Origin of the sequence: Nonomuraea longicatena, from assembly GCF_039525605.1 — a bacterium.
In the GTDB taxonomy this organism is placed as follows: domain Bacteria; phylum Actinomycetota; class Actinomycetes; order Streptosporangiales; family Streptosporangiaceae; genus Nonomuraea; species Nonomuraea longicatena.
Window position 1 is genome coordinate 81,087 of record NZ_BAAAHQ010000007.1, and the last position, 21,798, is coordinate 102,884.

Sequence of the window (21,798 nt, forward strand, 5' to 3'; positions counted from 1 at the left end):
GTCGTACACCGTTTCCCGTACGGTACCGCCCCATCGGCCGTCCTCACCCCGTCCGGGCCGATCGCCGCGCCGGTCCGGCCCCATGCGCGCGTCAAGATCTGTCGATCGCCCTCACGGCCCGGCCCCCTTGCCCCACCCGCCGCCGTGCCGTGACGGCCTCCAGGGGCACGCTCCGCCCCGTTCTCCGCCCCGCCGTGACGACTCCGCCCTTGACCGGGGCGGGCTCGGCCGCGCGATCGGGTGACCGGGCGGCGTCGCGGCGGGACGGCGGGGCGGGGCCTGGCGCCGGGGAGGCCGGGAGGGGGCGCGGCGGGCGGCGTGGGCGGCGGCCCTGCCGTGACAGATGTGTGTGAGAGAGGGGACGCACCTGCGGTGATCCCGGCGCGGGCGGGAGTGCCGATCGCGCCGGGATCGCCGCGCAGGCCATCCTGGTGCACGGGAGCGGGAAGAGGGCCCGGAAACCCTTCGGACCGGACCCGTCTCGTCGGCGGCGAGCGCGGAATTCCGTTGTCTACTGGGCTACCGGGCCCGTCCCGGGTCCAACCCCCCGCCCGGTTGGGGTGCCCCGACTCGACGGACCGACGGCCCTGCACCTGGCTGTGTGGACGGAGTCGTGCGTGTTCAGTCACGCTCCGTCACGGACGCAGGATCCGTCGATGTCAGAGACGGCCAACCGGCCAAGTCCCGTGCTGGACTGCGCAGCAAACTACCGACTCCAACTCAGATGTCAACCGTGTCCCGATCAGCGGAAACATCAAGTTTTCGCAGGTAGGACATGCTCCGCCTGCCGCATTAAAGCCCATTTGTCAGCTCATGCCCGCGCGGGTGCAAGCGCCGGAGCGCCTTGTCCAGCGGGGCTTCGTGAACAACACCGAGTCGTTGCGTGGCCCGGGTCAGCGCCACGTACAGGTCGCTGGATCCGCGCGGCGACTGGCTCGCGATGAGCTCCGGCTCGGCGACGATCACCGAGTCGAACTCCAGCCCCTTGGCGTCGGTGACCCCCATCACGGTCACGGGCGCGTCCAGGGCGGCCGCTCCGCCGCCGACGACGGTGCCGGGCACCTCGGCGGCCACCTCCGCCCCGATCCGCTCCAGGGACGCCTCCGGGGCCACCACGACGACCTTGCCGCCCTCGCCGGCCTCGGCCTTGACCAGCTCCGGCAGTCGCGACAGCGGAGCCGACCAGGGCACCGCGCCGCTCTCGCGCACCGACGTCGGTGCCTTCAGCGCAGGGTCGATGTCGGCCAGCACGTCGGCGGCGACCGCCATCAGCTCGACCGGGGTGCGGTAGTTGACGGTGAGGTGCTCCTGGCGCCAGCGGCCGGCGACGAAGGGGTCGAGGACCTCGGCCCACGAGCGCGCCCCCGCCGAGGACCCGGTCTGGGCGATGTCGCCGACGATCGTCATCGACCGGGTCGGGATCCGCCGCATCACGGTCCGCCAGGCCATGGGCGACAGTTCCTGGGCCTCGTCCACGATGACGTGGCCGTAGGCCCAGCCCCGGTCGGCGGCGGCGCGCTCGGCCGTGGTGAGGTACGGCCCGCCGCCGCGCTGGCGCTCGGCCAGCCGCTCGGCCTCCATCACGTCGGACAGGCCGGTGAGTTCGAGGACCTCGCGGGCGTAGGCGAGTTCGGCCTCGCGCTCGTGCTCCTCGGCCGCGCGGGCGGCGGCGAGTTCCTCCTCCGCCTGGGCGGCGCTGGCGCGCAGCACCTTCTCGTCGATCTCGCCGAGGAGTTCGGCGGCCTCGTCGAGCAGGGGGACGTCGGACTCGGTCCACTCGCCGCCCTCGCGGCGCAGCAGATCGCGCTCGCGGGGGGTGAGCATCGCGGCGGCGTACCCGAGTCGCTCGGCCGAGCCGTACAGGCCGAGCAGGAGGCGCTGCGGGGTGAGGTAGGGCCAGAAGCGGTTGAGCGCGTTGCGCACGACCGGCTCGGTGCGCAGGTCCTCGCGCAGGTCGGCGAGTTCGTCGTCGTCGATCAGCCCTCTGCCGATCTTCTTGGCGGACTGGCGGGCCAGCGCGTTGAGCAGCGAGCGCACGAAGACCGCGCGGGCGGCGTTGTGCGGGCGGCGCGAGCGGATCGCCTTGTTGCGGGCGGCGTCGAGCATGCCGGGCTCGATGGTGAGCGTGTACCTGCCGAGCGGCAGCTGGACGGCCTTGCGCGGGACGCGCTGCCGGTCGCGGACCGCGCGGGCGATCACCTCGGCCATGCGGGCGTCGCCCTTGACGGCGGCGACCTCAGGCCGGTCGCGGCGGGTCGCGGTGAGGCCCGGGTAGAGCTCGCCGACGGTGGACAGCAGCACGTCGGTCTCACCGAGCGAGGGCAGCACCTGCTCGATGTACCTCAGGAAGGTGAGGTTGGGGCCGAGGATCAGCACGCCGCGCCGTTCGAGGCGCTCGCGGTGCGTGTAGAGGAGGTAGGCGGCGCGGTGGAGGGCGACGACCGTCTTGCCGGTGCCGGGGCCGCCCTGGACCACGAGGACGCCGTTCAGGTCGCCCCTGATGACGCGGTCCTGCTCGGCCTGGATGGTGGCCACGATGTCGCGCATGCGGCCGGTGCGCTTCTCGCCGAGCGCGGCCAGCAGGGCGGCCTCGCCGTTCAGGGTGGCGAGGTCGGCGTCGCTCATCGCGTCGAGGTCGAGCAGGTCGTCGTCCACCCCGACGACGCTGCGTCCGCGTGTCTGCAGGTGGCGGCGCCGGGTGACGCCCATGGGGGCGGTCGCGGTGGCCCGGTAGAAGGGCTGGGCGACGGGTGCGCGCCAGTCGATGAGCAGGCGTTCCTGCTCGTCGTCCGTGAGCCCGAGCTTGCCGATGTAGAGGCGGCCCTCCTCCAGGTGGTCGAGGCGGCCGAAGACCAGCCCTCGCTCGACGGCCCACAACCGGGCCAGGCGATTGGCGTACATGTCGGCGAAGGTGTCACGTTCGGAGCGGTTCTGCATGGTGCCGACCGCGCCGGTGGCGAGCACCTCCTTCAGCTGACTCTGGGTGCGCTCCCGCAGGACGTCGAGGCGGTCGTAGAGCCGGGTGACGTACTGCTGCTCCTTGGCCAGTTCGGTTTGACGCGCGGCCGTCGGACCACTAGTGTTTGTGGTGTTAATGGGACACTCCGGGCCATTCTGCTAGTTGTTACGACAAATCACGACCCTAGCATGCCCGTCGAGACACCCAGGGTTCTTCAGCGCTCCAGCCTTTCATCAAGACGGTCACGTCTTGATTTCACCCCTTGACCGATACTGCCAGTTCTCCATACGTTCTCATCGAGTTAGGAAAGTTTCCTAACTCCGATGAATGGAGCTGTCGTGAGCAGTCCGACACCGGGCACTCCCAGCCTGCTGCGCGCGATCAACGATCGCGCCGCCCTGCAGGCCCTCCTGGAGCGCGGGCCGCTGACCCGCCCCGAGATCGGCACGCTCACCGGCCTGTCCAAGCCCACCGCCTCCCAGTTGCTCTCCCGGCTCCAGAACGCCGGACTCGTCGTCCCCGACGGCATCAGGGAGGGACTGCCCGGCCGTACGGCGGAGGTCTACCGGATCAACCCGGCCGCCGCCTACGTCGGCGCGCTCGACGTCACCCCCGATCGCATCGAGGCCCGCGTCGCCGACATCACCGGCACCGTCGTCGGCGAGCACACCCTGCACACCCCGCGCCGCCCCGGCGACGACCTCGTCGACCGCCTGCGCGCCGCCCTGGAGGGCGCCAAGTCGCCGGGCTCGCTGCGCCACGTCGTCATCGGCGTCCAGGCGGCCGTCGACCCGACGACGGGCACGATCGGCTACGCCACCGCCAAGGACACCCCCGGCTGGCAGACCCCCGGTGTGGTCTCCGCCCTGCGGGACGGTCTCGGCATCCCCGTGGCCGTCGAGAACAACGTCAACCTGGTGGCCCAGGCCGAGCAGGCCCACGGCGTGGCCAAGGGGCACGGCGACTTCGTGCTGCTGTGGGCCGACGAGGGCATCGGCTCGGCCATCGTCCTCGGCGGCCGCATGCACCGCGGCGCCACCGGCGGGGCCGGAGAGGTCGGCTACATGCCGACGCCCGGCGCGCCCACCGCCCGCGAGGCCGGCCGCTACGCCAACCACGGCTACCAGGCCCTCACGGGCGGCCCCGCCGTCCACAGACTGCTGCGCTCGTACGGCGTGCGCGGCTCAGACTTCCGCCAGTCCATCGCCAACGCGGTGCGGTCGGCGGAGGGCACCGGGCAACGGGCCGACGACGCCAGGGCGGGGCTGCGCGACATCGCGGCCCGGCTGGCCGTCGGCCTGGCCGCCATCACCTCGGTGATCGACCCGGGGCTCATCGTGCTGACCGGCGGCCTCGTGCTGACCGGCGGCGAACTCCTGCGCGAACTCGTCGAACACGAACTCCACGCGCTGACCATCCCGCGGCCTGCGCTGCGTCTGTCGACCGTCGAGGGCAACCCAGTCCTGGCCGGCGCGCTCGACCTCGCCCTCGACACTGCCCGTGACGAGGTCTTCAGCAGTACGGTACCAACGCCATGAGGAGGCACCCCCCGTGCGCTTCATACCACTCGCGGTGGCCGGGCTTAGCGCCCTGGTCCTGACAGCTTGTACCACGGGCAAGGAAGCCGGGCCCAGTCTCGGCGCTCCCAAGCCCTCCGGCGCCTCCTCGCAGGCGCTGCCCCCCGCCACACTCGAACTGTGGCACGGTTTCTCCACGGACGCCGAGGTCAAGGCATTCGAGGACGCCATCGCCGGATTCAACAAGAAGTTCCCCCAGATCAAGGTCAATGCCAAGAAGGGCATCCAGGACGACCAGATCACCGCCGCGATCCGAGGCGGCAAGGCGCCCGACGTGGCGGCCTCGTTCACCACCGACAACGTGGCCCAGTGGTGCAGTTCCGGCGCCTTCCAGGACCTCACACCGGTGATCAAGAGCGACGGCATCGACCTGACGGTGCTGCCGGCGGCCTCGCGCTCCTACACCGAGTTCCAGGGCAAGCGGTGCATGATGCCGCTGCTGGCCGACGCCTACGGCATGTTCTACAACAAGGCCCTCATGAAGGGCGAGCAGCCGCCGAAGACGCTGTCGGAGCTGACCGAGCTCACCAAGAAGCTGACCGTCCGCGACGCCGACGGCAACATCAAGGTGGCCGGTTTCATGCCGAGCACCCAGTACTACGAGAACTCGCCGTCGCACCTCGGCCCTATGACGGGCGCCAAGTGGTACAACGAGGACGGCACCTCGGCGATCGGCTCCGACCCCGCGTGGAAGGAGCTGCTCACCTGGCAGAAGGACCTCGTCGACTGGTTCGGCTACGAGAAGCTGGAGAAGTTCCGCAAGAGCCTGGGTGACGAGTGGGGCGCCGAGCACCCGTTCTTCGAGGGCAAGGTGGCCATGGTGCTCGACGGCGAGTGGCGCACCGCCATGATCGCCAACGACCCGGAGGCCAAGTCCCTCGACTACGGCACCGCTCCCCTGCCGGTCTCCGACACCAAGCCGGACCTGTTCGGCAGCGGCTTCACCGCCGGCAGCGTGATCGGTGTGCCGAGAGGCGCCAAGAACCCGCAGCACGCCTGGGAGCTGGTCAAGCACCTGACGACCGACACCGAATCGCTGGTGACGCTGTCGAACGCGCTGCGCAACGTGCCGACGACCAAGGCCGCGGCCGAGTCGCCGAACCTCTCCGACGACGAGAAGTTCAAGACCTTCCTCGACATCTTCTCCCACCCGAAGACCTCGACGCTGCCCGCCAACATCAACAGCGTCTTCAACCAGGACGTCTTCTCCACGTTCCTCATCCAGTGGGAGAAGGGCGCGGTCAAGGACCTCGACGCCGGGCTGAAAGACGTCGACAAGCGCATCAACGACAAGATGAAGCTCTCCGGAGGCTGATCCTTCATGGCCTCCCCCGTCCACGCTGCGCCGAAGCCCTCGCGGTGGCGGCGCAGCGAGGGCCTGCGGGCCCTGGTGTGGATGTCGCCGTTCCTCGTCGGGTTGATGGTCTTCCTCATCTACCCGCTCATCGCGACGGTGTACTACTCCTTCCACCGCTACGACCTGTTCACCCTCGAGTTCATCGGCCTCGACAACTACGCCTACGTCCTCAAGGACGAGCGGGTGTGGCAGTCGGCGACGAACACGCTCTGGCTCGTGGTGTTCATGGTCCCGGCCCAGTTGCTGTTCGCGCTGGGCCTCGCCCTGCTGCTCACCAAGATCAAGACCGGGGCGGCGATCTTCCGGACGATCTTCTTCCTGCCGTCCCTGATCCCGCTCGTCGCCGGCACGGTCGCCTTCGTCTTCCTGCTCAACCCCGGCACCGGCGCGGTCAACCAGGTGCTCGCGGCCGTGGGCATCACGGGTCCCGACTGGTTCGGCGACCCGGCCTGGTCCAAGCCTAGCCTCACCATGCTGGCGATGTGGGGCGTCGGCAACACCATGATGATCTTCCTGGCGGCGCTGCTGGACGTGCCCAAGCACCTGTACGAGGCCGCCTCCATCGACGGCGCCGGGGCCTTCCGCCAGTTCCGGAGCATCACCCTGCCGATGATCTCGCCGGTGCTGATGTTCTCGACGATCACCGGCGTCATCTACGCCCTGCAGTACTTCACGCAGGCGATGATCGCCTCCCGGGTGGCCTCCGGCTCGACCGACTCGGCCGGCAGCGTCTTCACTCCCGGGTACCCGGACGGATCCCTGCTCACGCTGCCGCAGCACCTGTTCCAGTCGGGCTTTCGCGACTGGTCGATGGGCATGGCCTCCGTCCACGCGCTGATGCTGTTCGTGGCGGCGATGGTGTTCACGCTGATCCTGCTGCGCCAGTTCCGTTTCGCCGAGGAGGCCCGATGAGCACGACGATCACGGCGCCACCCGCGACCGCCCCCGCCAGGCGCGGGGGGACCTCCCCGCGGGACTCACGCAGGCGCAAGACGCTGATGTGGATCGCCACGCACTCCATCGCCATCGCGCTGGCCATCATGTTCATCGCCCCGATCTTCTTCGTGGCGCTGACCTCTCTGATGACCGACGACCAGGCGCTGACCAGCGAGTTGTGGCCGCAGTCCTGGCACTTCGAGAACTTCGCCGACGTGTTCGCCAAGTCCAAGCTGCTGCAGTGGACGCTCAACACGTTCATCTACGCGGGCCTGGCGACGCTGTTCATGCTGTTGTCGTCGGTCCCGGTGGCCTACGCGCTAGCGCGTTTCCGCTTCCGGGGCCGCAAGGCGACACTGCTGCTCGTCATCACCTGGATGATGCTGCCGCCGCAGGTCGTGGCGGTGCCGGTGTTCATCATCTGGGCGCGGTTCGACCTGACGGGCTCGCTGTGGCCGCTGATCCTGCCGCTGCTGCTCGGCGACGTCTACTCGATCTTCCTGCTCCGGCAGTTCCTGGTCACGATCCCGCGCGACTACACCGACGCGGCGAAGGTGGACGGCTGCTCCGACTTCAAGACGCTGATCAGGGTGATCCTGCCGATGGCCCGCCCGGCCATCGCGGCGGTGGCGCTGTTCTCGTTCTTCTACTGCTGGAACGACTACTACGGCCCGCTCATGTACACCGACCCCGGTGACCAGGGCACCTGGACGCTGTCGCTGGGCCTTGCCACCTTCAAGGCCTTCCACAGCGTGGCGTGGAACCTCACCATGGCCGCCACCCTCCTGGTGACGGCGCCGGTGATCGTGGTGTTCTTCTTCGCGCAACGGGTCTTCATCGAGGGCGTGACCCTGACAGGGGTGAAGGGTTGAGCGAGCCGCTGGTGCTCGCCGTCGACGGCGGCAACAGCAAGACCGACCTCGCTCTGGTCGACGCCGGCGGCCGGGTGCTCGCCACCCGGCGCGCCGGGCCGTTCGAACCCCAGTCCGACGGCGTGGGCGCCGCCGTCGAGATGGTCCGCCGGGCCGCCGAGCAGTCCGGCATGCTCGGCGCCGAGCACGTGGTCGCCTACGTCGCGGGCGCCGACCTGCCGGTCGAGGAGGAGGCGCTGGCCACCGAGTTCGCGGCCAGGGGGCTCGGCGCCGACGTGGTCGTGCGCAACGACACCTTCGCCCTGCTGCGCGCCGGCGCGTCGCGGCCCTGGGGCGTGGCCGTGGTGTGCGGCACGGGCATCAACGCGGTGGGGGTCTCCCCCACCGGCGCGCTCGCGCGCTTCCCCGCCCTGGGCCGCCTGTCCGGCGACTGGGGCGGCGGCCAGGACCTCGCCGACGAGATGCTGTGGTCGGCGGTGCGGGCGGAGGACGGCCGAGGCCCCGCGACCGCCCTCTCCCGGGCGGTCACCGAGCACTTCGGCACCGCCACCGTCGAGGAGGTCGTCCTCGGCCTGCAGTACGGCGGCCTCGACCCCGCGTCGCTGCACCGGCTGTCCACCCGGCTGTTCGCGGTCGCGGGCGCGGGCGACGCCGTGGCGCTCGCGCTGGTGTGCCGCCTGGCCGCCGAGATCGCGGTGATGGCCGAGGTCTGCCTGCGGCGGCTGGAACTGCTGGAGACGCCCGCCGAGGTGGTGCTGGGCGGCGGGGTGGTGGCCGCCCGCGACCCGCTGCTGACCCGGCTGCTGGATGCCGAACTCGCCGTCCGGGCGCCGAAGGCGCGGCCGGTGATCTCCGACGTACGGCCCATCGTGGGCGCCGCGCTCGGCGGCCTTGACCGGATGGGCGCCCCCGAGGCCGCCAAGGAGCGCCTGCGGGCCTACTACGCGGCGCTCAGGGACTGACGTCCGGTTCGGGCGGCCGATGCTCGTACGGCGTGCTCAGCACGACCGTGGTGCGGGTGGAGACGTTGGCCGCCGCGCGGATCTTCTGCAGCAGATCCTCCAGCGCGTACGGCGAGGCGACCCGCACCTTCAGGATGTAGCTCTCGTCACCGGCGACGCTGTGGCACGCCTCGATCTCCACGAGGTGCGCCAGGCGTTCGGGGGCGTCGTCCGGCGCGGCCGGGTCGATGGGCTTGATGGACACGAACGCGGTGAGCGGCAGCCCGATGGCGTCGTGGTCGATGACCGCGGCGTAGCCGCGCACGATGCCGCGCTTCTCCAGGCGGCGGACCCGCTGGTGCACGGCGGAGACCGACAACCCGGTCTCCTTGGCCAGGTCGGTGAAGCTCATGCGGCCGTCCCTGGCCAGCAGCGTGACGATCCGGCGGTCGATCTCCTCCATCGGTCAAAGGTAGCCGGTCTCGGTCACGGCGCGGTCCCGACCGGGGTGGCCCCCATGCGCATCGCGTGCTCGACGAGGGTGATGAGCACTTCCTTGCCGGAGTCGCGGCGGCGCGCGTCGCACAGCACGATGGGGATCTCCGGCTCGAGTTCGAGCGCCTGGCGCACCTGGCCGACGGTGAAGGGCCGGGCGCCGTCGAAGCAGTTGAGCGCGACCACGAACGGCGTCCTGTTGCGCTCGAAGTAGTCGATGGCCGGGAAGCAGTCGGCCAGGCGCCTGGTGTCGGCGAGGACGACGGCGCCGAGCGCGCCGAGGGCCAGTTCGTCCCAGAAGAAGTAGAAGCGCTCCTGCCCCGGCGTGCCGAACAGGTAGAGCATGTAGTCGTTGCGGATCGTGATCCGGCCGAAGTCCATCGCCACCGTGGTGGTGGGCTTGGCCTCGACGCCGTAGAGGTCGTCGACGCCCGTGCCGACGTGGGTGAGCGTCTCCTCGGTGCGCAACGGCCGGGTCTCGGAGACCGCGCCCACCATGGTCGTCTTGCCCGCGCCGAAACCGCCCGCGATCAGGATCTTGATCGCGGTCGGCAGCCGCCATCTATCAGAGCGACCGAAGTCCATCGAGCACCGCCCTGTGCGCTCGCCCCGAACAGGTCAGGTCAGTGTGACGTGTCAAGGCGAAGAGAAAAGGTCCAGCCTTATGTCTGGCAACGACACACCTTAGCAACGCCTCAAATCCCACTCAAGACACATTGCCTAACACAGCCCCATTTGTCCCGCTTTGTCACCTAGGGCGCGTAAATACCAGTGCATCTCGCCCAGCGTAAAGCGAGCTGTCAGTGGCCTGTCAGGACATTCGGCCCGAAACGCCCTTTACGCCCTGCGTGTATCCATGGGGACAATTCCCCGGCATTTCGCCTGCGGGGCGCCCCGGAGAACCGACCGGGGCACCCCAGCGGGTCAGACGACCACCAGGTCACGGGTGGTGTTGTTGAGGCGCTCGCCGCCGCCGTCCGTGCACACCAGGATGTCCTCGATGCGGGCGCCGTGGCGGCCGGCCAGGTAGATGCCCGGCTCGACGGAGAAGGCGAAGCCCGGCTCCATCGGCTCGTCGTTGCCCGCCACGATGTACGGCTCCTCGTGGGTCTCGATGCCGATGCCGTGACCGGTGCGGTGGATGAAGTGCTCGCCGTACCCGGCCTCGGCGATGACCTCGCGGGCCGCCGCGTCGATCGACTCGCACGACACGCCCGGCCGTACGGCGGCGCAGGCGGCGTCCTGGGCGCGGCGCAGCACCTCGAAGTAGCGCGTGTACTCCGCGGGCGGCTCGCCGATGCAGTAGTTGCGCGTGGAGTCCGAGCAGTAGCCGTTGTGCAGCTGGCCGCCGATGTCGACCACGATCGGCTCGCCCGCCTGGATCACCCGGTCGGACACCTCGTGGTGCGGACTCGCGGCATTGGGACCCGAGCCCACGATGACGAAGTCGACGCTGTGGTGGCCCGCCGAAAGGATCGCCTCGGCGATGTCGCGGCCGACCTCGCGCTCGGTACGGCCAGGGCGAAGGAACCCGGGCACCTGCCGGTGCACGGCGTCGATCGCCGCGCCGGCCTCGCGCAGCGCGGCGACCTCGGCGGGCGACTTGCGCATGCGCAGCTCGCGCAGCACGGTACCGGCGAGCACCTGCTCGGTGCCCGGCATGGCGTCGCGGAAGCGCAGCGAGGCCATCGCCCACATGCGGTCGGCCAGGCCGACCTTCGCGGCCCCGCCGAGCCGGGCGGCCACCGCGGCGTAAGGGTCGTCGGTCTCGCCCCACGGCACGAACTCCACGCCGAGCCGGGAGGCGGGAGAGGCCTGCGCGGCCGCCAGTTCCAGCCTGGGCACCATCATGTACGCCTCGCCGGAGGCAGGGACCACCAGGCACGTCAGCCGCTCCAGCGGAAGCGCCTCGTAGCCGCTCACATAGCGGAGGTCGGGGCCGGGGGTCAGCAGCAGGGCGTCGAGGCCGGCCTTGGCGGTGGCCTCCTGAGCAGCGGCGAGACGGGACACGGGATACAGGTCTTCGGACGTCACAGTCCTCAATGTACTCCGCCACCCGGTCCCTAAAATCCACGAAAAGCTCTCACAACCCGGCAAGCCGCCGCTACACTCCGTTCTAGGACGATCACATATCGTGGGTTTGTTGTCCCGTTCCATTGGCGTTTGCGAGTGAACCATGGTCGACGTCCCGGGCGGCAGGCAGCCACCCCTTCCTCCGCCGGATCACGACCCTGCCCGCCCCGAGTCCGGCGAGCAGGACGCCGCCGTCCTGGCCGTGCGCCTGGCGCACGCCGAGCGGCTCGGCAACATGGGCTGGGCCGAGTGGAACCTGCACACCGGCGACGCCGTGTGGTCCGACCAGGTCTACGTGATCTTCGGCCGCGATCCCGCCGACGGCCCGCTCGGCCTGCCCGACCTCGCCGGATACGTCGAACCCGCCGACCTCGGCGCGCTCGACCAGCTCCTGTGGACGGTCGTCCAGGGCATCGAGCCGGTGCAGGCCGAGTTCCGCATCCGGCGCGCGGGCGAGATGCGCAACATCAGGGTGGTGCTCGAACCGCTGATGGCCCCCGGCGGCCCCATCGGCGTGCACGGCGTCGTCCAGGACATCACCGGCCGCCGCCGCGCCGAGCGCATCATGTCCGAGTCCCGCCGCCAGCTCCTGGAGGCCCGCGAACGCGCCGCCGAGGAGCGGGCCGTCATGCTCGCCATGCGCGAGGCGATCCTGCCCGAGCCCAGCAGCTGCCTCGCCCTGCCGAGCACCCGCATCGCGGTCAGGTACGTCCCGGCGGAGAAGACCGCCAACCTCGGCGGCGACTGGTTCGACGCCGCGGCCCTGCCCGACGGGCGGGTGCTGCTGGCCATGGGCGACGTCTCCGGGCACGGCCTGCCCGCCATCGCCCACATGGCCCAGCTCAGGCACGCCCTCATCGGCCTGGCGATGACCCGCGAGCCCGCCGACCGGCTGCTCGGCTGGCTCAACGAGCTCGTCATGCACCGCCTCGACGAGACCACCGCCACCGCCGTCATCGGCCATCTCGACCCGGTGACCAACGTGTTCACCTGGAGCCAGGCCGGGCACCTGCCGCCGATCCTGGTGCGCGACGGCGCGGCGGAGCTGCTGGCCCAGCCGCGCGGGGTGCTGCTGGGGGCCACCGGCGAGCAGCCGTACCACCTGGCGAGCGTGCGGCTGAAGGAGGGCGACGTGCTGCTGTTGTTCACCGACGGGCTCGTGGAGCGGCGCACCCGCGACATCGACGAGGGCCTGGCACTCGTGGTGGCGGCCGCCGCCGGGCTGCCGGCCCGCGACCTCGACGCCGGCCTCGACCACCTGCTGACCGCCATCGGCGGCCCCAACCCCGAGGACGACGCGTGCCTGATGGCCGTGGGTGTCGGTCCCTGACGCTACGGTGGTGTCCCCGACCGAGACCACTGGGAGGCATGCCGTGCGGATGATCCTCGACACCCCGTCGCTGTACTTCCGGGCCTTCTTCGGCATCCCCGAGTCGATGACGGCACCGGACGGGATGCCGGTCAACGCCGTGCGCGGGCTGATCGACATGATCGCCACCCTGGTCAGGAACCACCGCCCCGCCGAGCTGATCGCGACGATGGACGCCGACTGGCGGCCCGCCTTCCGCGTGGCGGCGATCCCCACCTACAAGGCGCACCGCCTGGCCGAGGGCGACACCACCGGCGTGGCGGAGCAGGTGCCCGACACCCTGCTGCCGCAGATCCCCGTCATCGAGCGGGTGCTCGACGCGGTCGGCATCGCCCGCATGGAGTCCCCCGGCTACGAGGCCGACGACGTCATCGGCACCCTCACCCGCCCCGGCACGGGCGCGGTCGACGTGGTGACCGGCGACCGCGACCTGTTCCAGCTCGTCGACGACAGCCGCCCGGTCCGGGTGCTCTACACCGCGCGGGGCATCCGTAACCTTCAGGTGGTCGACGAGGCGTTCGTGACGGACAAGTACGGCATCCCCGGCCGGGCGTACGCGGACTTCGCCACCCTGCGCGGTGACCCCTCCGACGGGCTGCCCGGCGTTCCGGGTGTCGGCGAGAAGACGGCGGCGGCGCTCATCACCCGTTTCGGCTCGCTCGACGCGCTGCTGGCGGCGCTGGACGGCGGGGTCACCGACGGTTTCCCCGCCGGTGCCCGCGCCAAGCTGGCGGCGGCCCGCGACTATCTTCGGGTGGCGCCCGCCGTGGTCGAGGTGGCCGCCGACGCCCCGCTGCCCGACGCCGACCTGCGCCTGCCCGCCAAGGCGCGCGACCCGGAGGCGCTGGTCGTGCTGTCCGACCGCTACGGGCTCGACGCCCCGCTCAACCGGCTCCTCGACACGCTCGCCTGAGGCCGTGCCGTGGCCGCCCAGTCGGCGACGAGGGTCAGGAGCCCGGTCAGCCGCTCCACGGTCTCCTCCACGGAGGCGTCGCGCCGGTAGGCGGAGGCGCCGGGGGCCTCCCGAACGACGCGGCCGAGGAAGGCGGGTCCCAGCCAGCTGTACTTCGCGGCCCCGCACGCCGCGACGGCGGCCCTGACCCGGTCGCCGGAGCCGGACCAGCCGCCGTCGCGCAACCCCCGCAGGTAACCTTCGGTGACCGTCTCGGCCAGTTCGGGCAGCAGGGCCACGTCCATGAGCCCGTCGGCGAAGCTGTCCACGATCAGGTTGGCGACGTCCTCCCCCAGCGCGCCCTCGCCCGTGAACGACCAGTCCAGCAGCACCGAGCGACCCTGGCGGTCGACGAGGTTGGCGGGCCAGACGTCGAGATGGCACAGGGTGCGCTCGGCCGCCCGCGCGACCGCCGTGAGGCGCTCCCGCTCGTGCCACAGCCGCCGCAGCCCGTGCCGCACCCGCTCCGGCCACACGGCGACCCGGGGATGGTCCCAGAAGGAGTCGGCCACCTCGACCGACCGCGCCGGGCCCTGCGCGAGGTACTGCTCCAGCCACCCGCGCGACAACCACGGGGTGCCGGGGACCCGGCCCGCCCACCGGGCCTGCCCGGCGCCGAGTTCGTAGGCGAACCGGGCCAGGCGCGGCACCGGCCAGGAGAAGCCGTCGGCGCCCTCGACGTCTTCGAGCCACAGCTCCAGCAGCCCGTCGTCGCGGGCGCCCGCCTCGACGACGGCGGGGGCGGCGATCCCGGCCTCGCCGTAGGCCGACGCGGCCAGCCCGCTCGTGTAGGCCAGCCACTCGCGCCGCCAGTGGTTCCAGTGGGCGGGGTCGTCGCTGGTGGGCCAGAAGCCGGCCGAGACGCCGCCGGGCGGGGTGAAGACCTTGAGGACGGCTCCGCCGAGATCGCCTCGGACCCTCCAGATGCCGCCGGTGGCGTCGTTGTTCTGGTTGTGGCGCAACGCCTCGACGGCCACGACCGCGCCGCCGAGCGCGCGCGGGAGGCCGGAGGCACCTGGTGGCAGGGTCGTCGTCGGGGTCACCGGATCATTATCGGCCCACCACGAGAGCGACGAATCGGACGATAGGTTGTTCGCGTGACGAAGAGCATCCGCGTACACGGCGACGTACCCGCCCGGTTGGACGACGGCTTCGAACGCATCCGGCGCGAGCTGAGGCTCCCCGGTGACTTCCCGCCCGCCGTCCTCGACGAGGCGGAGTCGGCGCGGGCGGCCGAGCGCGACCGGCGGGACCTCACCGACGTCCCCTTCGTCACGATCGACCCGCCCGGGTCGATGGACCTCGACCAGGCGATGCACCTGGAGCGGATCCGAGGCGGCTACCGCGTCTGGTACGCCATCGCCGACGTCGGCTCCTTCGTCCGGCCCGGCGGCGCCGTGGACGCCGAGGCACGGGCCAGGGGAGAGACCGTCTACCTGCCGGACGGTACGGTCCCGCTGCACCCCCGGGCCCTGTCGGAGGGCGCCGCGAGCCTGCTGCCCGGCGTCGACCGGCCCGCCGCCGTCTGGCGCGTCGACCTGGACGCCGAGGGCGCCACCCTCGGCGCCGACGTGCACCGGGCGCTGGTACGCAGCAGGGAACGGCTCGACTACGACTACGTCCAGGCCGCCGCCGACACCGGCACCGCGGACGGCACGCTCGGGCTGCTCGCCGAGATCGGGCAGCTGCGACTGGCGCGGGAGCGGGCGCGCGGCGGCGTGACGCTCCCCACCCCCGAGCAGGAGATCGTCCGCGACGACGGCGGCTACCGGCTGGAGTACCGCCTTCCCGTGCCCGCCGAGGCGTGGAACGCGCAGATCTCGCTGCTGACCGGCATGGCCGCCGCCGCGATGATGCTCGACGCGGAGGTCGGCGTCCTGCGCGTGCTGCCGCCGCCCCGGCCCGAGGCCCTTGCCACGGTACGGCGGGTCGCCCACGCGCTGGACGTGCCGTGGCCGGACGGCGCCTCCTACGGGCAGGTCGTGCACGCGCTGGACCCGAAGGCACCGCACCAGGCGGCCTTTTTGCAGGAGTCGAAGGTGCTGCTGCGCGGCGCGGGCTACGTGGCCTTCGACGGCGACCCGCCCGCGCAGGCCGAGCACGCGGCGGTGGCGGCGCCGTACACGCACGTGACCGCGCCACTACGGCGTCTCGTGGACCGCTTCGCCACGGAGGTGTGCCTGGCGGTGGCCGCCGGTGAGCCGGTGCCCGGCTGGGTGCGGGCGGCGCTGCCGTCGCTGCCCGGGGTGATGTCCTCGACCGGGCGGCGCGCGGGGGCAGTGGAGCGGGCGTGCGTGGACCTGGTGGAGGCGTTCCTGCTGCGGGAGCAGGTGGGGCAGACGTTCGAGGCCGTGGTGATCGACGTTGACGAGCGGCGCGCGGGCGGGCAGGTCCAGCTCGTGGAACCGGCGGTGATCGCCCGCTGCGACGGGGCGCTGCCGCTCGGGGAGCGGGTGACCGTACGGCTGAGCAGGGCCGACCCCGCGACCCGCGAGGTCCGCTTCACGCTGGCCACCTGACAGCGCCGGCCATGTGACAGCGCCGGCCGTCCGACAGCGCCGGCCGCCCGGCAGGGGCCGGACATGGCGGACCCGCGCCCACCGGGGGATGGCGCGGGTCCTGGCTCGGAGGCGGCCGCTACTTCTTCAGCGGGGTCCAGCCGGCGCCGACGCCCAGCAGGTGCAGCGCGACACAGAGGAGACCCGCCGTGCCGAGCGTGGTGACGGTGACGACGCCACCGACGGCCACACCGGCGATCTCGAAGATGAGGGCGAGGACGAACAGCAGAGCGGCGACGAGGGCGAACATCTCAACCTCCTGACGGATGGCCGGACGTCGTCTCCCGCGTCGGGGGCGGGCCGCAGCGGGAGCGTCCGAAGGTCTTCGACATGGGGATTTCCAGCCTCCTCCGCGAGAAAACTGCCCCGAGGGTGACGTTGGGTGAACTGTCCACGACACCTTCTTGACCGGGCGGTCAGTTTACGGCCGACGGCTGGCCAGGCCGTGGAGCGGCATTCACGATGGTTGTCAGGAAACCTTCCTGACAATCTTGAGAGGGAGTTCCATGGGTCGCTCAGCCGCGTTAACGGATCACCTCGCGCGGCCCGGAAGGCAACCCCAACCTCGACTACCTGGAGGCCACCCCGCCCGCCTCGGCCGCGACGGAGTACCAGGCGGAAGCCGCCGCCCTGTCGCAGGCCACCGTGGCCACCAACCACGCGGGCTACACCGGCACCGGCTTCGTCGACTTCGTCAACACCGCGGGCGGCCACATCGAGTGGTCGGTCAACGTGGCCGAGGCGGGCACGCACACGCTGACCTTCCGGTACGCCAACGGCACCGCCTCCACCCGGCCGATGGACATCGCCGTCAACGGCGTCACCGTCGCGGCCGAGGTGGCCTTCCCCGGCACCGGCGCATGGTCCACCTGCGTGGACGGCAGGGTCACCACGACCCTCGCGGCGGGCGTCAACACCGTCCGCGCCACCGGCACCCGGGCCAGCGGGGGCCCGAACCTCGACCGCCTGTCGGTCAGCGGCCCCGCAGGCCCGGACGGCCAGGCGCCGAGCATCCCCGCGAACCCGCGCGTGAGCGGCACCTCCGCGACCAGCATCTCGCTGACCTGGCAGGAATCCACCGACAACGTCGGCGTGAGCGGCTACCGGATCTACGAGGGCGGCACCGTCGTGGCGACCTCGCCGACCGCTGCCGCGACGATCGGCGGGCTGGCCACCGGCTCCTCCCACACCTACACCGTCAGCGCCTACGACGCGGCGGGCAACGAGTCGGCCAGGAGCGCGCCGGTCACCGGGCGGGCCGACACCGGCCAGGGCGGCCCGACGGCCGCGCAACTGCTGGCCAAGGTGAACACCTGCGACCAGATCTCCTCCGGCAGCTACAAGACCGACACCGACGTCTCGCAGGCCACCGTCCAGGTGTGCGGCAAGCCGACGGCGGTGCACTGGACCGCCGACATGGACATCGACTGCGACGGCGTGCGCACCCCGCAGTGCAACGAGGACACCGACTGCTGCTTCCAGCCGCAGACGTTCTGCACGGCGAGCACCGGCGGCTATCTGAACTCGGCCGCGCTGCCGTACATGGTGGTGCCCAGCCCCAGCTCCACCTGGGACTACCGGACCAGGGGCATCGGCTGCGGCAGCGTCGTCGCGATCGTCTACAACGGGCAGGTGGAGTACACGGTGATGGGCGACACCGGCCCGGCCACGATCATCGGGGAGGCGTCGTACGCGGCCGCCGCCAACCTCGGCATCAACCCGGACCCGCGCGTGGGCGGCACGGACGGCCCGGTCACCTACATCGCCTTCACCGGCGCGGGGACCAAGGTGCAGCGCATCGAGGACCACGACCAGGCGATCACGCTGGGCCGCCAACTGGCCCAGCGTCTCGTCGACACCGGCTGAGCGCTACGTCAGGGAGGAGTAGGCGACGACGCCCCGGCGCATCGCGTCCATCGCGCGGCCCGCAGTCTGCTTGACCTTGCTGCCCTTGGGCGCGGCGTTGCCGAGCTGGCTCAGCAGGTCCATGAGCTGCTTGATCCAGCGGACGAAGTCACCGGCCGCCAGTTCGCTGCCGTTGACACCGTCCAGCAGGACGGCGTCGAGACTGTGACCCTTGGTCCAGCGGAAGGCGGCCCAGGCGAAGCCCAGGTCGGGTTCGCGGATGGTGGACAGGCCGTGGTCGTTCTCGATGCCCTCCAGTTCGCCCCACAACCGCACCATCTGGGTGAGCGCGTCCTGGGCCCGCCCGGCGGGGATCTTTGGACGGCGCGCGTCGTCGGACTGGCGCGACTCGAAGACCAGCGCCGACACGCACGCGGCCAGTTCAGCGGGCTCCAGCTCCTCCCACAACCCCTGCCGCAGGCACTCTGCGGTCAGCAGGTCGAGCTCGGTGTAGAGGCGGCCGAGACGGCGGCCCTCGTCGGTGACGGTCTCGCCGTCGAGGTAGCCGAGCTGCTCCAGCACCGCGCAGATGCGGTCGAAGGTGCGGGAGATGACGTGGGAGCGGCCCTCGACGCGGCGGCGCAGCCCCTCGGTCTCGCGCAACAGCTTGTAGTAGCGCTCGGCCCAGCGGGCATGGTCCTCGCGCTCGTCACAGCCGTGGCAGGGGTGCTGGCGGATGAGCCGCCGCAGCTCGTTGATCTCCTCGTCCTCGACCGCGTGGTCGCGGGCGCGGGCGGGCTTGCCCAGGTCGCGGTCGCCGATCTTGGCCAGCAGCGAGGAGACCAGGTTGGCGCGCTCCTTGGGGGCGCGCGGGTTGAAGTTCTTGGGGATGCGCACCTTCTCGATCGGCTCGACCGGGACGGGGAAGTCGGCCGGGTCGAGCTTCTTGACCTGCTTGCCGATGGTGAGCACGAGCGGGGTGGGACCGTGGCCGCGCGGGTTGCGGCCGGGGTCGAGCACGATCGCCAGGCCCGCCCGGCGGCCGCCCGGGACGCGGATGACGTCGCCGGGCTGCAGCGACTCCAGCGACTTGGCCGCCGCCGCACGCCGGGCCGCGCCGCGCTGCTTGGACAGCTCGCTCTCGCGGTCGGACAGGCGGCGGCGCAGGTTCGCGTACTCGGGGAAGTCGCCGAGGTGGCAGCTCATCGCCCGCTGGTAGCCGTCGAGCGCCTCCTCCTGCTTGCGCAGTTGCTTGGCCAGCCCGACGACCGCCCGATCGGCCTGGAACTGCGCGAAGGACGCCTCCAGCAGCGTCTTGGTGCGTTCCTTGCCGAACTGCCCGACCAGGTTGACGGCCATGTTGTAGGACGGCTGGAAGCTGGAGCGCAACGGGTAGGTGCGGGTGCCCGCGAGCCCTGCCACGGCCAGCGGGTCCATGCCGGGCTGCCACAGGACGACGGCGTGGCCCTCGACGTCGATGCCGCGCCGTCCGGCCCGGCCGGTGAGCTGGGTGTACTCGCCGGGGGTGAGGTCGGCGTGGGTCTCGCCGTTCCACTTGTCGAGCTTCTCGATGACGACGCTGCGGGCGGGCATGTTGATGCCGAGCGCGAGGGTCTCGGTGGCGAAGACCGCCTTGACCAGGCCGCGGGTGAACAGCTCCTCGACGACCTCCTTGAAGGCCGGCAGCATGCCCGCGTGGTGGGCGGCCAGGCCGCGCTCCAGGCAGTCGCGCCACTCCAGGTAGCCGAGGACGGCGAGGTCCTCGTCGGGCAGGTGGGCGGTGCGTTCGTCGACGAGCTGGCGGATCTCGTGCTGCTCGCGCTCGGTGGTGAGCCGGATGCCCGAGTAGAGGCACTGCATGACGGCGGCGTCGCAGCCGGCCCGGGAGAAGATGAAGGTGATCGACGGCAGCAGGCCCTCGGAGTCGAGCTTCTCGATGACGCGGGCGCGGTCCGGCGGCCGCGAGCGCGTCGGCCGGGAGTACCCCCTTCTGCCCTTGCCCTGCGTGAGGCGCTCGGCGTCGAGGGTGACGCGCATGAGCGTGGGGTTGATGCGGGGGGTCAGGTCGTCGGTGATGAACAGGTCGTAGACGCGGTGGCCGACCATCATGTGCTGCCACAGCGGGACCGGACGGTGCTCGTCGACGATGACGGTCGTGTCGCCGCGCACCTCGCCGAGCCATTCGCCGAACTCCTCGGCGTTGCTGACCGTCGCCGACAGCGCCACGAGTCTGACGGACTCGGGCAGGTGGATGATGACCTCTTCCCAGACCGCGCCTCTGAAGCGGTCGGCGAGGTAGTGGACCTCGTCCATGACGACGAAGCCGAGACCGGCCAGCGTGGCCGAACCGGCGTAGAGCATGTTGCGCAGCACCTCGGTGGTCATGACCACGATGGGTGCCTCGCCGTTGACGCTGTTGTCGCCGGTGAGCAGGCCGACCTTGGCGGTGCCGTACCGTTTGACCAGGTCGTTGTACTTCTGGTTGGACAGCGCCTTGATCGGCGTGGTGTAGAAGCACTTCTGGCCCTGCTCCAGGGCCAGGTGGACGGCGAACTCGCCGACGACGGTCTTGCCGGAGCCGGTGGGCGCGGCGACGAGGACGCCGTCGCCCGCCTCCAGTGCCCGGCACGCGTCGAGTTGGAACTCATCGAGCGAGAAGTCGTACAGACCCCGGAACGAGCCCAGGGCGGGGCCGTCGTCCCCGTGTCTCTCGCGGAAGTCGGCGTAGCGCTCCGCTGGCGTCGTCATACCGATCAGCCTACCGAAACCGTCTTTCCGGTCAGGCCAGGTAATCGGCGCACCTGTGCTCCATGAGTGCTCCATGAGGCCGAACCGGGCCTCCGGCCCCTGCCGCGCCGAGGTCAGCGGTCCGTCGGCGGCTCAGGAGCCGCTTCCTGCCCGGTTTCGGATGCCATTCCGGTCCACGGCCCATCGTGCGGCCCGCACAGCGGAAGCGGCCGTGCACGTGGCGAGCACCTTTACAAAGTAGATCACATGAGGACGCTCAGCGCGCCGGGTTCGATCCGGCAGGTCAGCGGAAGCGGGCCGACGCGTTCGCCGTCGGCGTAGGCGATCACCCCTGGCGCCTCCACCCCCACGCTCGCCGCCCGCCTGATCGAGACCGCCGGGTGCCGGACGTGCGTGCCCCGGTAGACGCTCGGGAAGACACGAACGAACTCGGCCTTCGGCACCGCGCGCAGGATCAGCACGTCGAGCAGGCCGTCGTCGGGCCTCGCGTCGGGGCAGACCCGCATGCCGGCGCCGTACGAGCCGGTGTTGGCCACCGCCACGAGCATCGCCTCCCGCTCCACCACCTCGCCGTCGAGCGTGACCCGGAACGGGATCGGGCGGAAGGCGCGCAGTTCCTCCGCCAGCGCCACGAGGTACCTGGCCCTGCCGGGCGGCCAGGTCAGCCGGTTGGCGCGCTCATTGACGCGGGAGTCGAAGCCGCAGCAGAGCACCCCGGCGAACCACTCGTCGCCCGCGCGGGCCGCGTCGATCCGGCGCGGCTCCATGCGAAGTACGGTCTCCGCCGCCGCCAGCGGATCCTTGACCGGCAGGCCGAGCGCGGCGGCGATGTCGTTGCCGGTGCCGGCCGGGATGACGCCGAGGGGCACGCCGGTGCCCGCCACCGCCTGGACGGCCAGGTGCACCAGACCGTCGCCGCCGAAGGCCACCAGCGCGTCAGGACCCTCGGCCACGGCCGTGACGGCCCGCTGGAGGGCGTCGGCCGGATCGTCGCCGACGATCACGCTGACGTCGGCACCGCCCGCTCGCAGGCGGCGCACGACCGGCGCCAGCAGCCGCACGGTCCGGCCGCCTCGGGCGGCCGGGTTGACCAGAAGGGCGAGTTGCGAAGACACG

General features: G+C 71.5%; 17 protein-coding genes. 9 read left to right on the top strand and 8 right to left on the bottom strand.

The features are described from left to right. Positions 1 to 792 precede the first annotated feature (792 nt). The gene (locus ABD120_RS08275) at positions 793 to 2,964 is read right to left on the bottom strand and encodes a HelD family protein (RefSeq protein ID WP_343949136.1); all 2,172 of its coding nucleotides are present in this window, start codon (positions 2,962 to 2,964) and stop codon (positions 793 to 795) included. Between the two features lie 333 nt (positions 2,965 to 3,297). On the opposite strand from ABD120_RS08275, the gene ABD120_RS08280 reads away from it, so the two are divergent. From ABD120_RS08280 to ABD120_RS08300, 5 genes are read left to right on the top strand one after another with little or no spacing between them, the layout of a single operon-like run. Then, positions 3,298 to 4,497, top strand: coding sequence for an ROK family transcriptional regulator (locus ABD120_RS08280; RefSeq protein ID WP_343949137.1), 1,200 nt, complete (start codon positions 3,298 to 3,300; stop codon positions 4,495 to 4,497). Between the two features lie 13 nt (positions 4,498 to 4,510). Next, on the top strand, positions 4,511 to 5,851 hold the full coding sequence (locus ABD120_RS08285; protein WP_343949138.1) for an ABC transporter substrate-binding protein: 1,341 nt from the start codon (positions 4,511 to 4,513) through the stop codon (positions 5,849 to 5,851). Positions 5,852 to 5,857: 6 nt separating this feature from the next. Further along, on the top strand, positions 5,858 to 6,805 hold the full coding sequence (locus ABD120_RS08290) for a carbohydrate ABC transporter permease (protein WP_343949139.1): 948 nt from the start codon (positions 5,858 to 5,860) through the stop codon (positions 6,803 to 6,805). Continuing rightward, the gene (locus tag ABD120_RS08295) at positions 6,802 to 7,701 is read left to right on the top strand and encodes a carbohydrate ABC transporter permease (RefSeq protein ID WP_343949140.1); all 900 of its coding nucleotides are present in this window, start codon (positions 6,802 to 6,804) and stop codon (positions 7,699 to 7,701) included. The genes ABD120_RS08290 and ABD120_RS08295 overlap by 4 nt, the downstream gene beginning before the upstream one ends. Beyond that, positions 7,698 to 8,663 (top strand): N-acetylglucosamine kinase, encoded by a 966-nt coding sequence (locus tag ABD120_RS08300; RefSeq protein WP_343949141.1) that lies wholly within the window; start codon positions 7,698 to 7,700, stop codon positions 8,661 to 8,663. The genes ABD120_RS08295 and ABD120_RS08300 overlap by 4 nt, the downstream gene beginning before the upstream one ends. On the opposite strand, the gene ABD120_RS08305 is transcribed toward ABD120_RS08300, so the two are convergent. From ABD120_RS08305 to ABD120_RS08315, 3 genes are all read right to left on the bottom strand, one after another. After that, positions 8,653 to 9,105: an Lrp/AsnC family transcriptional regulator gene (locus ABD120_RS08305; RefSeq protein WP_343949142.1), complete on the bottom strand. Its 453-nt coding sequence runs from the start codon at positions 9,103 to 9,105 to the stop codon at positions 8,653 to 8,655. The genes ABD120_RS08300 and ABD120_RS08305 overlap by 11 nt on opposite strands. 23 nt (positions 9,106 to 9,128) lie before the next feature. Next, positions 9,129 to 9,722 carry a GTP-binding protein gene (locus tag ABD120_RS08310; protein WP_343949143.1) on the bottom strand — a complete coding sequence of 198 codons (594 nt, stop codon included), beginning with the start codon at positions 9,720 to 9,722 and terminating at the stop codon, positions 9,129 to 9,131. Between the two features lie 339 nt (positions 9,723 to 10,061). Next, entirely contained in the window at positions 10,062 to 11,171 is a 1,110-nt protein-coding gene (locus ABD120_RS08315) for a M24 family metallopeptidase (RefSeq protein ID WP_343949144.1), read from the bottom strand. Between the two features lie 142 nt (positions 11,172 to 11,313). Between ABD120_RS08315 and ABD120_RS08320 the strand changes: the two genes are divergently transcribed. Next, the gene (locus ABD120_RS08320) at positions 11,314 to 12,540 is read left to right on the top strand and encodes a PP2C family protein-serine/threonine phosphatase (protein ID WP_343949145.1); all 1,227 of its coding nucleotides are present in this window, start codon (positions 11,314 to 11,316) and stop codon (positions 12,538 to 12,540) included. 49 nt (positions 12,541 to 12,589) lie between these two features. Beyond that, on the top strand, positions 12,590 to 13,492 hold the full coding sequence (locus ABD120_RS08325) for a 5'-3' exonuclease (RefSeq protein WP_343949316.1): 903 nt from the start codon (positions 12,590 to 12,592) through the stop codon (positions 13,490 to 13,492). Here the strand turns inward: ABD120_RS08325 and ABD120_RS08330 are convergent. Continuing rightward, positions 13,444 to 14,574 carry a hypothetical protein gene (locus tag ABD120_RS08330; protein ID WP_343949146.1) on the bottom strand — a complete coding sequence of 377 codons (1,131 nt, stop codon included), beginning with the start codon at positions 14,572 to 14,574 and terminating at the stop codon, positions 13,444 to 13,446. The genes ABD120_RS08325 and ABD120_RS08330 overlap by 49 nt on opposite strands. A gap of 54 nt (positions 14,575 to 14,628) precedes the next feature. On the opposite strand from ABD120_RS08330, the gene ABD120_RS08335 reads away from it, so the two are divergent. Continuing rightward, a complete protein-coding gene (locus tag ABD120_RS08335; protein WP_343949147.1) occupies positions 14,629 to 16,050 on the top strand; it encodes an RNB domain-containing ribonuclease in 1,422 nt (473 codons plus the stop codon). Between the two features lie 118 nt (positions 16,051 to 16,168). Here the strand turns inward: ABD120_RS08335 and ABD120_RS08340 are convergent, their stop codons facing one another. Then, entirely contained in the window at positions 16,169 to 16,339 is a 171-nt protein-coding gene (locus ABD120_RS08340) for a hypothetical protein (protein ID WP_343949148.1), read from the bottom strand. 323 nt (positions 16,340 to 16,662) lie between these two features. Between ABD120_RS08340 and ABD120_RS08345 the strand changes: the two genes are divergently transcribed. Continuing rightward, a complete protein-coding gene (locus tag ABD120_RS08345) occupies positions 16,663 to 17,955 on the top strand; it encodes a glycoside hydrolase family 75 protein (RefSeq protein WP_343949317.1) in 1,293 nt (430 codons plus the stop codon). A 3-nt stretch (positions 17,956 to 17,958) separates the two neighbouring features. Here the strand turns inward: ABD120_RS08345 and ABD120_RS08350 are convergent, their stop codons facing one another. Together ABD120_RS08350 and ABD120_RS08355 are read right to left on the bottom strand one after the other, a co-directional pair. Continuing rightward, positions 17,959 to 20,682, bottom strand: a complete 2,724-nt coding sequence (locus ABD120_RS08350; protein WP_343949149.1) for a DEAD/DEAH box helicase — start codon at positions 20,680 to 20,682, stop codon at positions 17,959 to 17,961. Positions 20,683 to 20,924: 242 nt separating this feature from the next. After that, entirely contained in the window at positions 20,925 to 21,797 is an 873-nt protein-coding gene (locus ABD120_RS08355; protein WP_343949150.1) for a diacylglycerol/lipid kinase family protein, read from the bottom strand. Position 21,798 lies beyond the last annotated feature (1 nt).

Excerpts from the sequence above, each read along its gene's own strand:
- ABD120_RS08290 (WP_343949139.1), top strand. The coding sequence starts at position 5,858 with ATGGCCTCCCCCGTCCACGCTGCGCCGAAGCCCTCGCGGTGGCGGCGC.
- ABD120_RS08295 (WP_343949140.1), top strand. The coding sequence starts at position 6,802 with ATGAGCACGACGATCACGGCGCCACCCGCGACCGCCCCCGCCAGGCGC.
- ABD120_RS08305 (WP_343949142.1), bottom strand. The coding sequence starts at position 9,105 with ATGGAGGAGATCGACCGCCGGATCGTCACGCTGCTGGCCAGGGACGGC.
- ABD120_RS08310 (WP_343949143.1), bottom strand. The coding sequence starts at position 9,722 with ATGGACTTCGGTCGCTCTGATAGATGGCGGCTGCCGACCGCGATCAAG.
- ABD120_RS08320 (WP_343949145.1), top strand. The coding sequence starts at position 11,314 with ATGGTCGACGTCCCGGGCGGCAGGCAGCCACCCCTTCCTCCGCCGGAT.
- ABD120_RS08325 (WP_343949316.1), top strand. The coding sequence starts at position 12,590 with ATGATCCTCGACACCCCGTCGCTGTACTTCCGGGCCTTCTTCGGCATC.
- ABD120_RS08340 (WP_343949148.1), bottom strand. The coding sequence starts at position 16,339 with ATGTTCGCCCTCGTCGCCGCTCTGCTGTTCGTCCTCGCCCTCATCTTC.
- ABD120_RS08350 (WP_343949149.1), bottom strand. The coding sequence starts at position 20,682 with ATGACGACGCCAGCGGAGCGCTACGCCGACTTCCGCGAGAGACACGGG.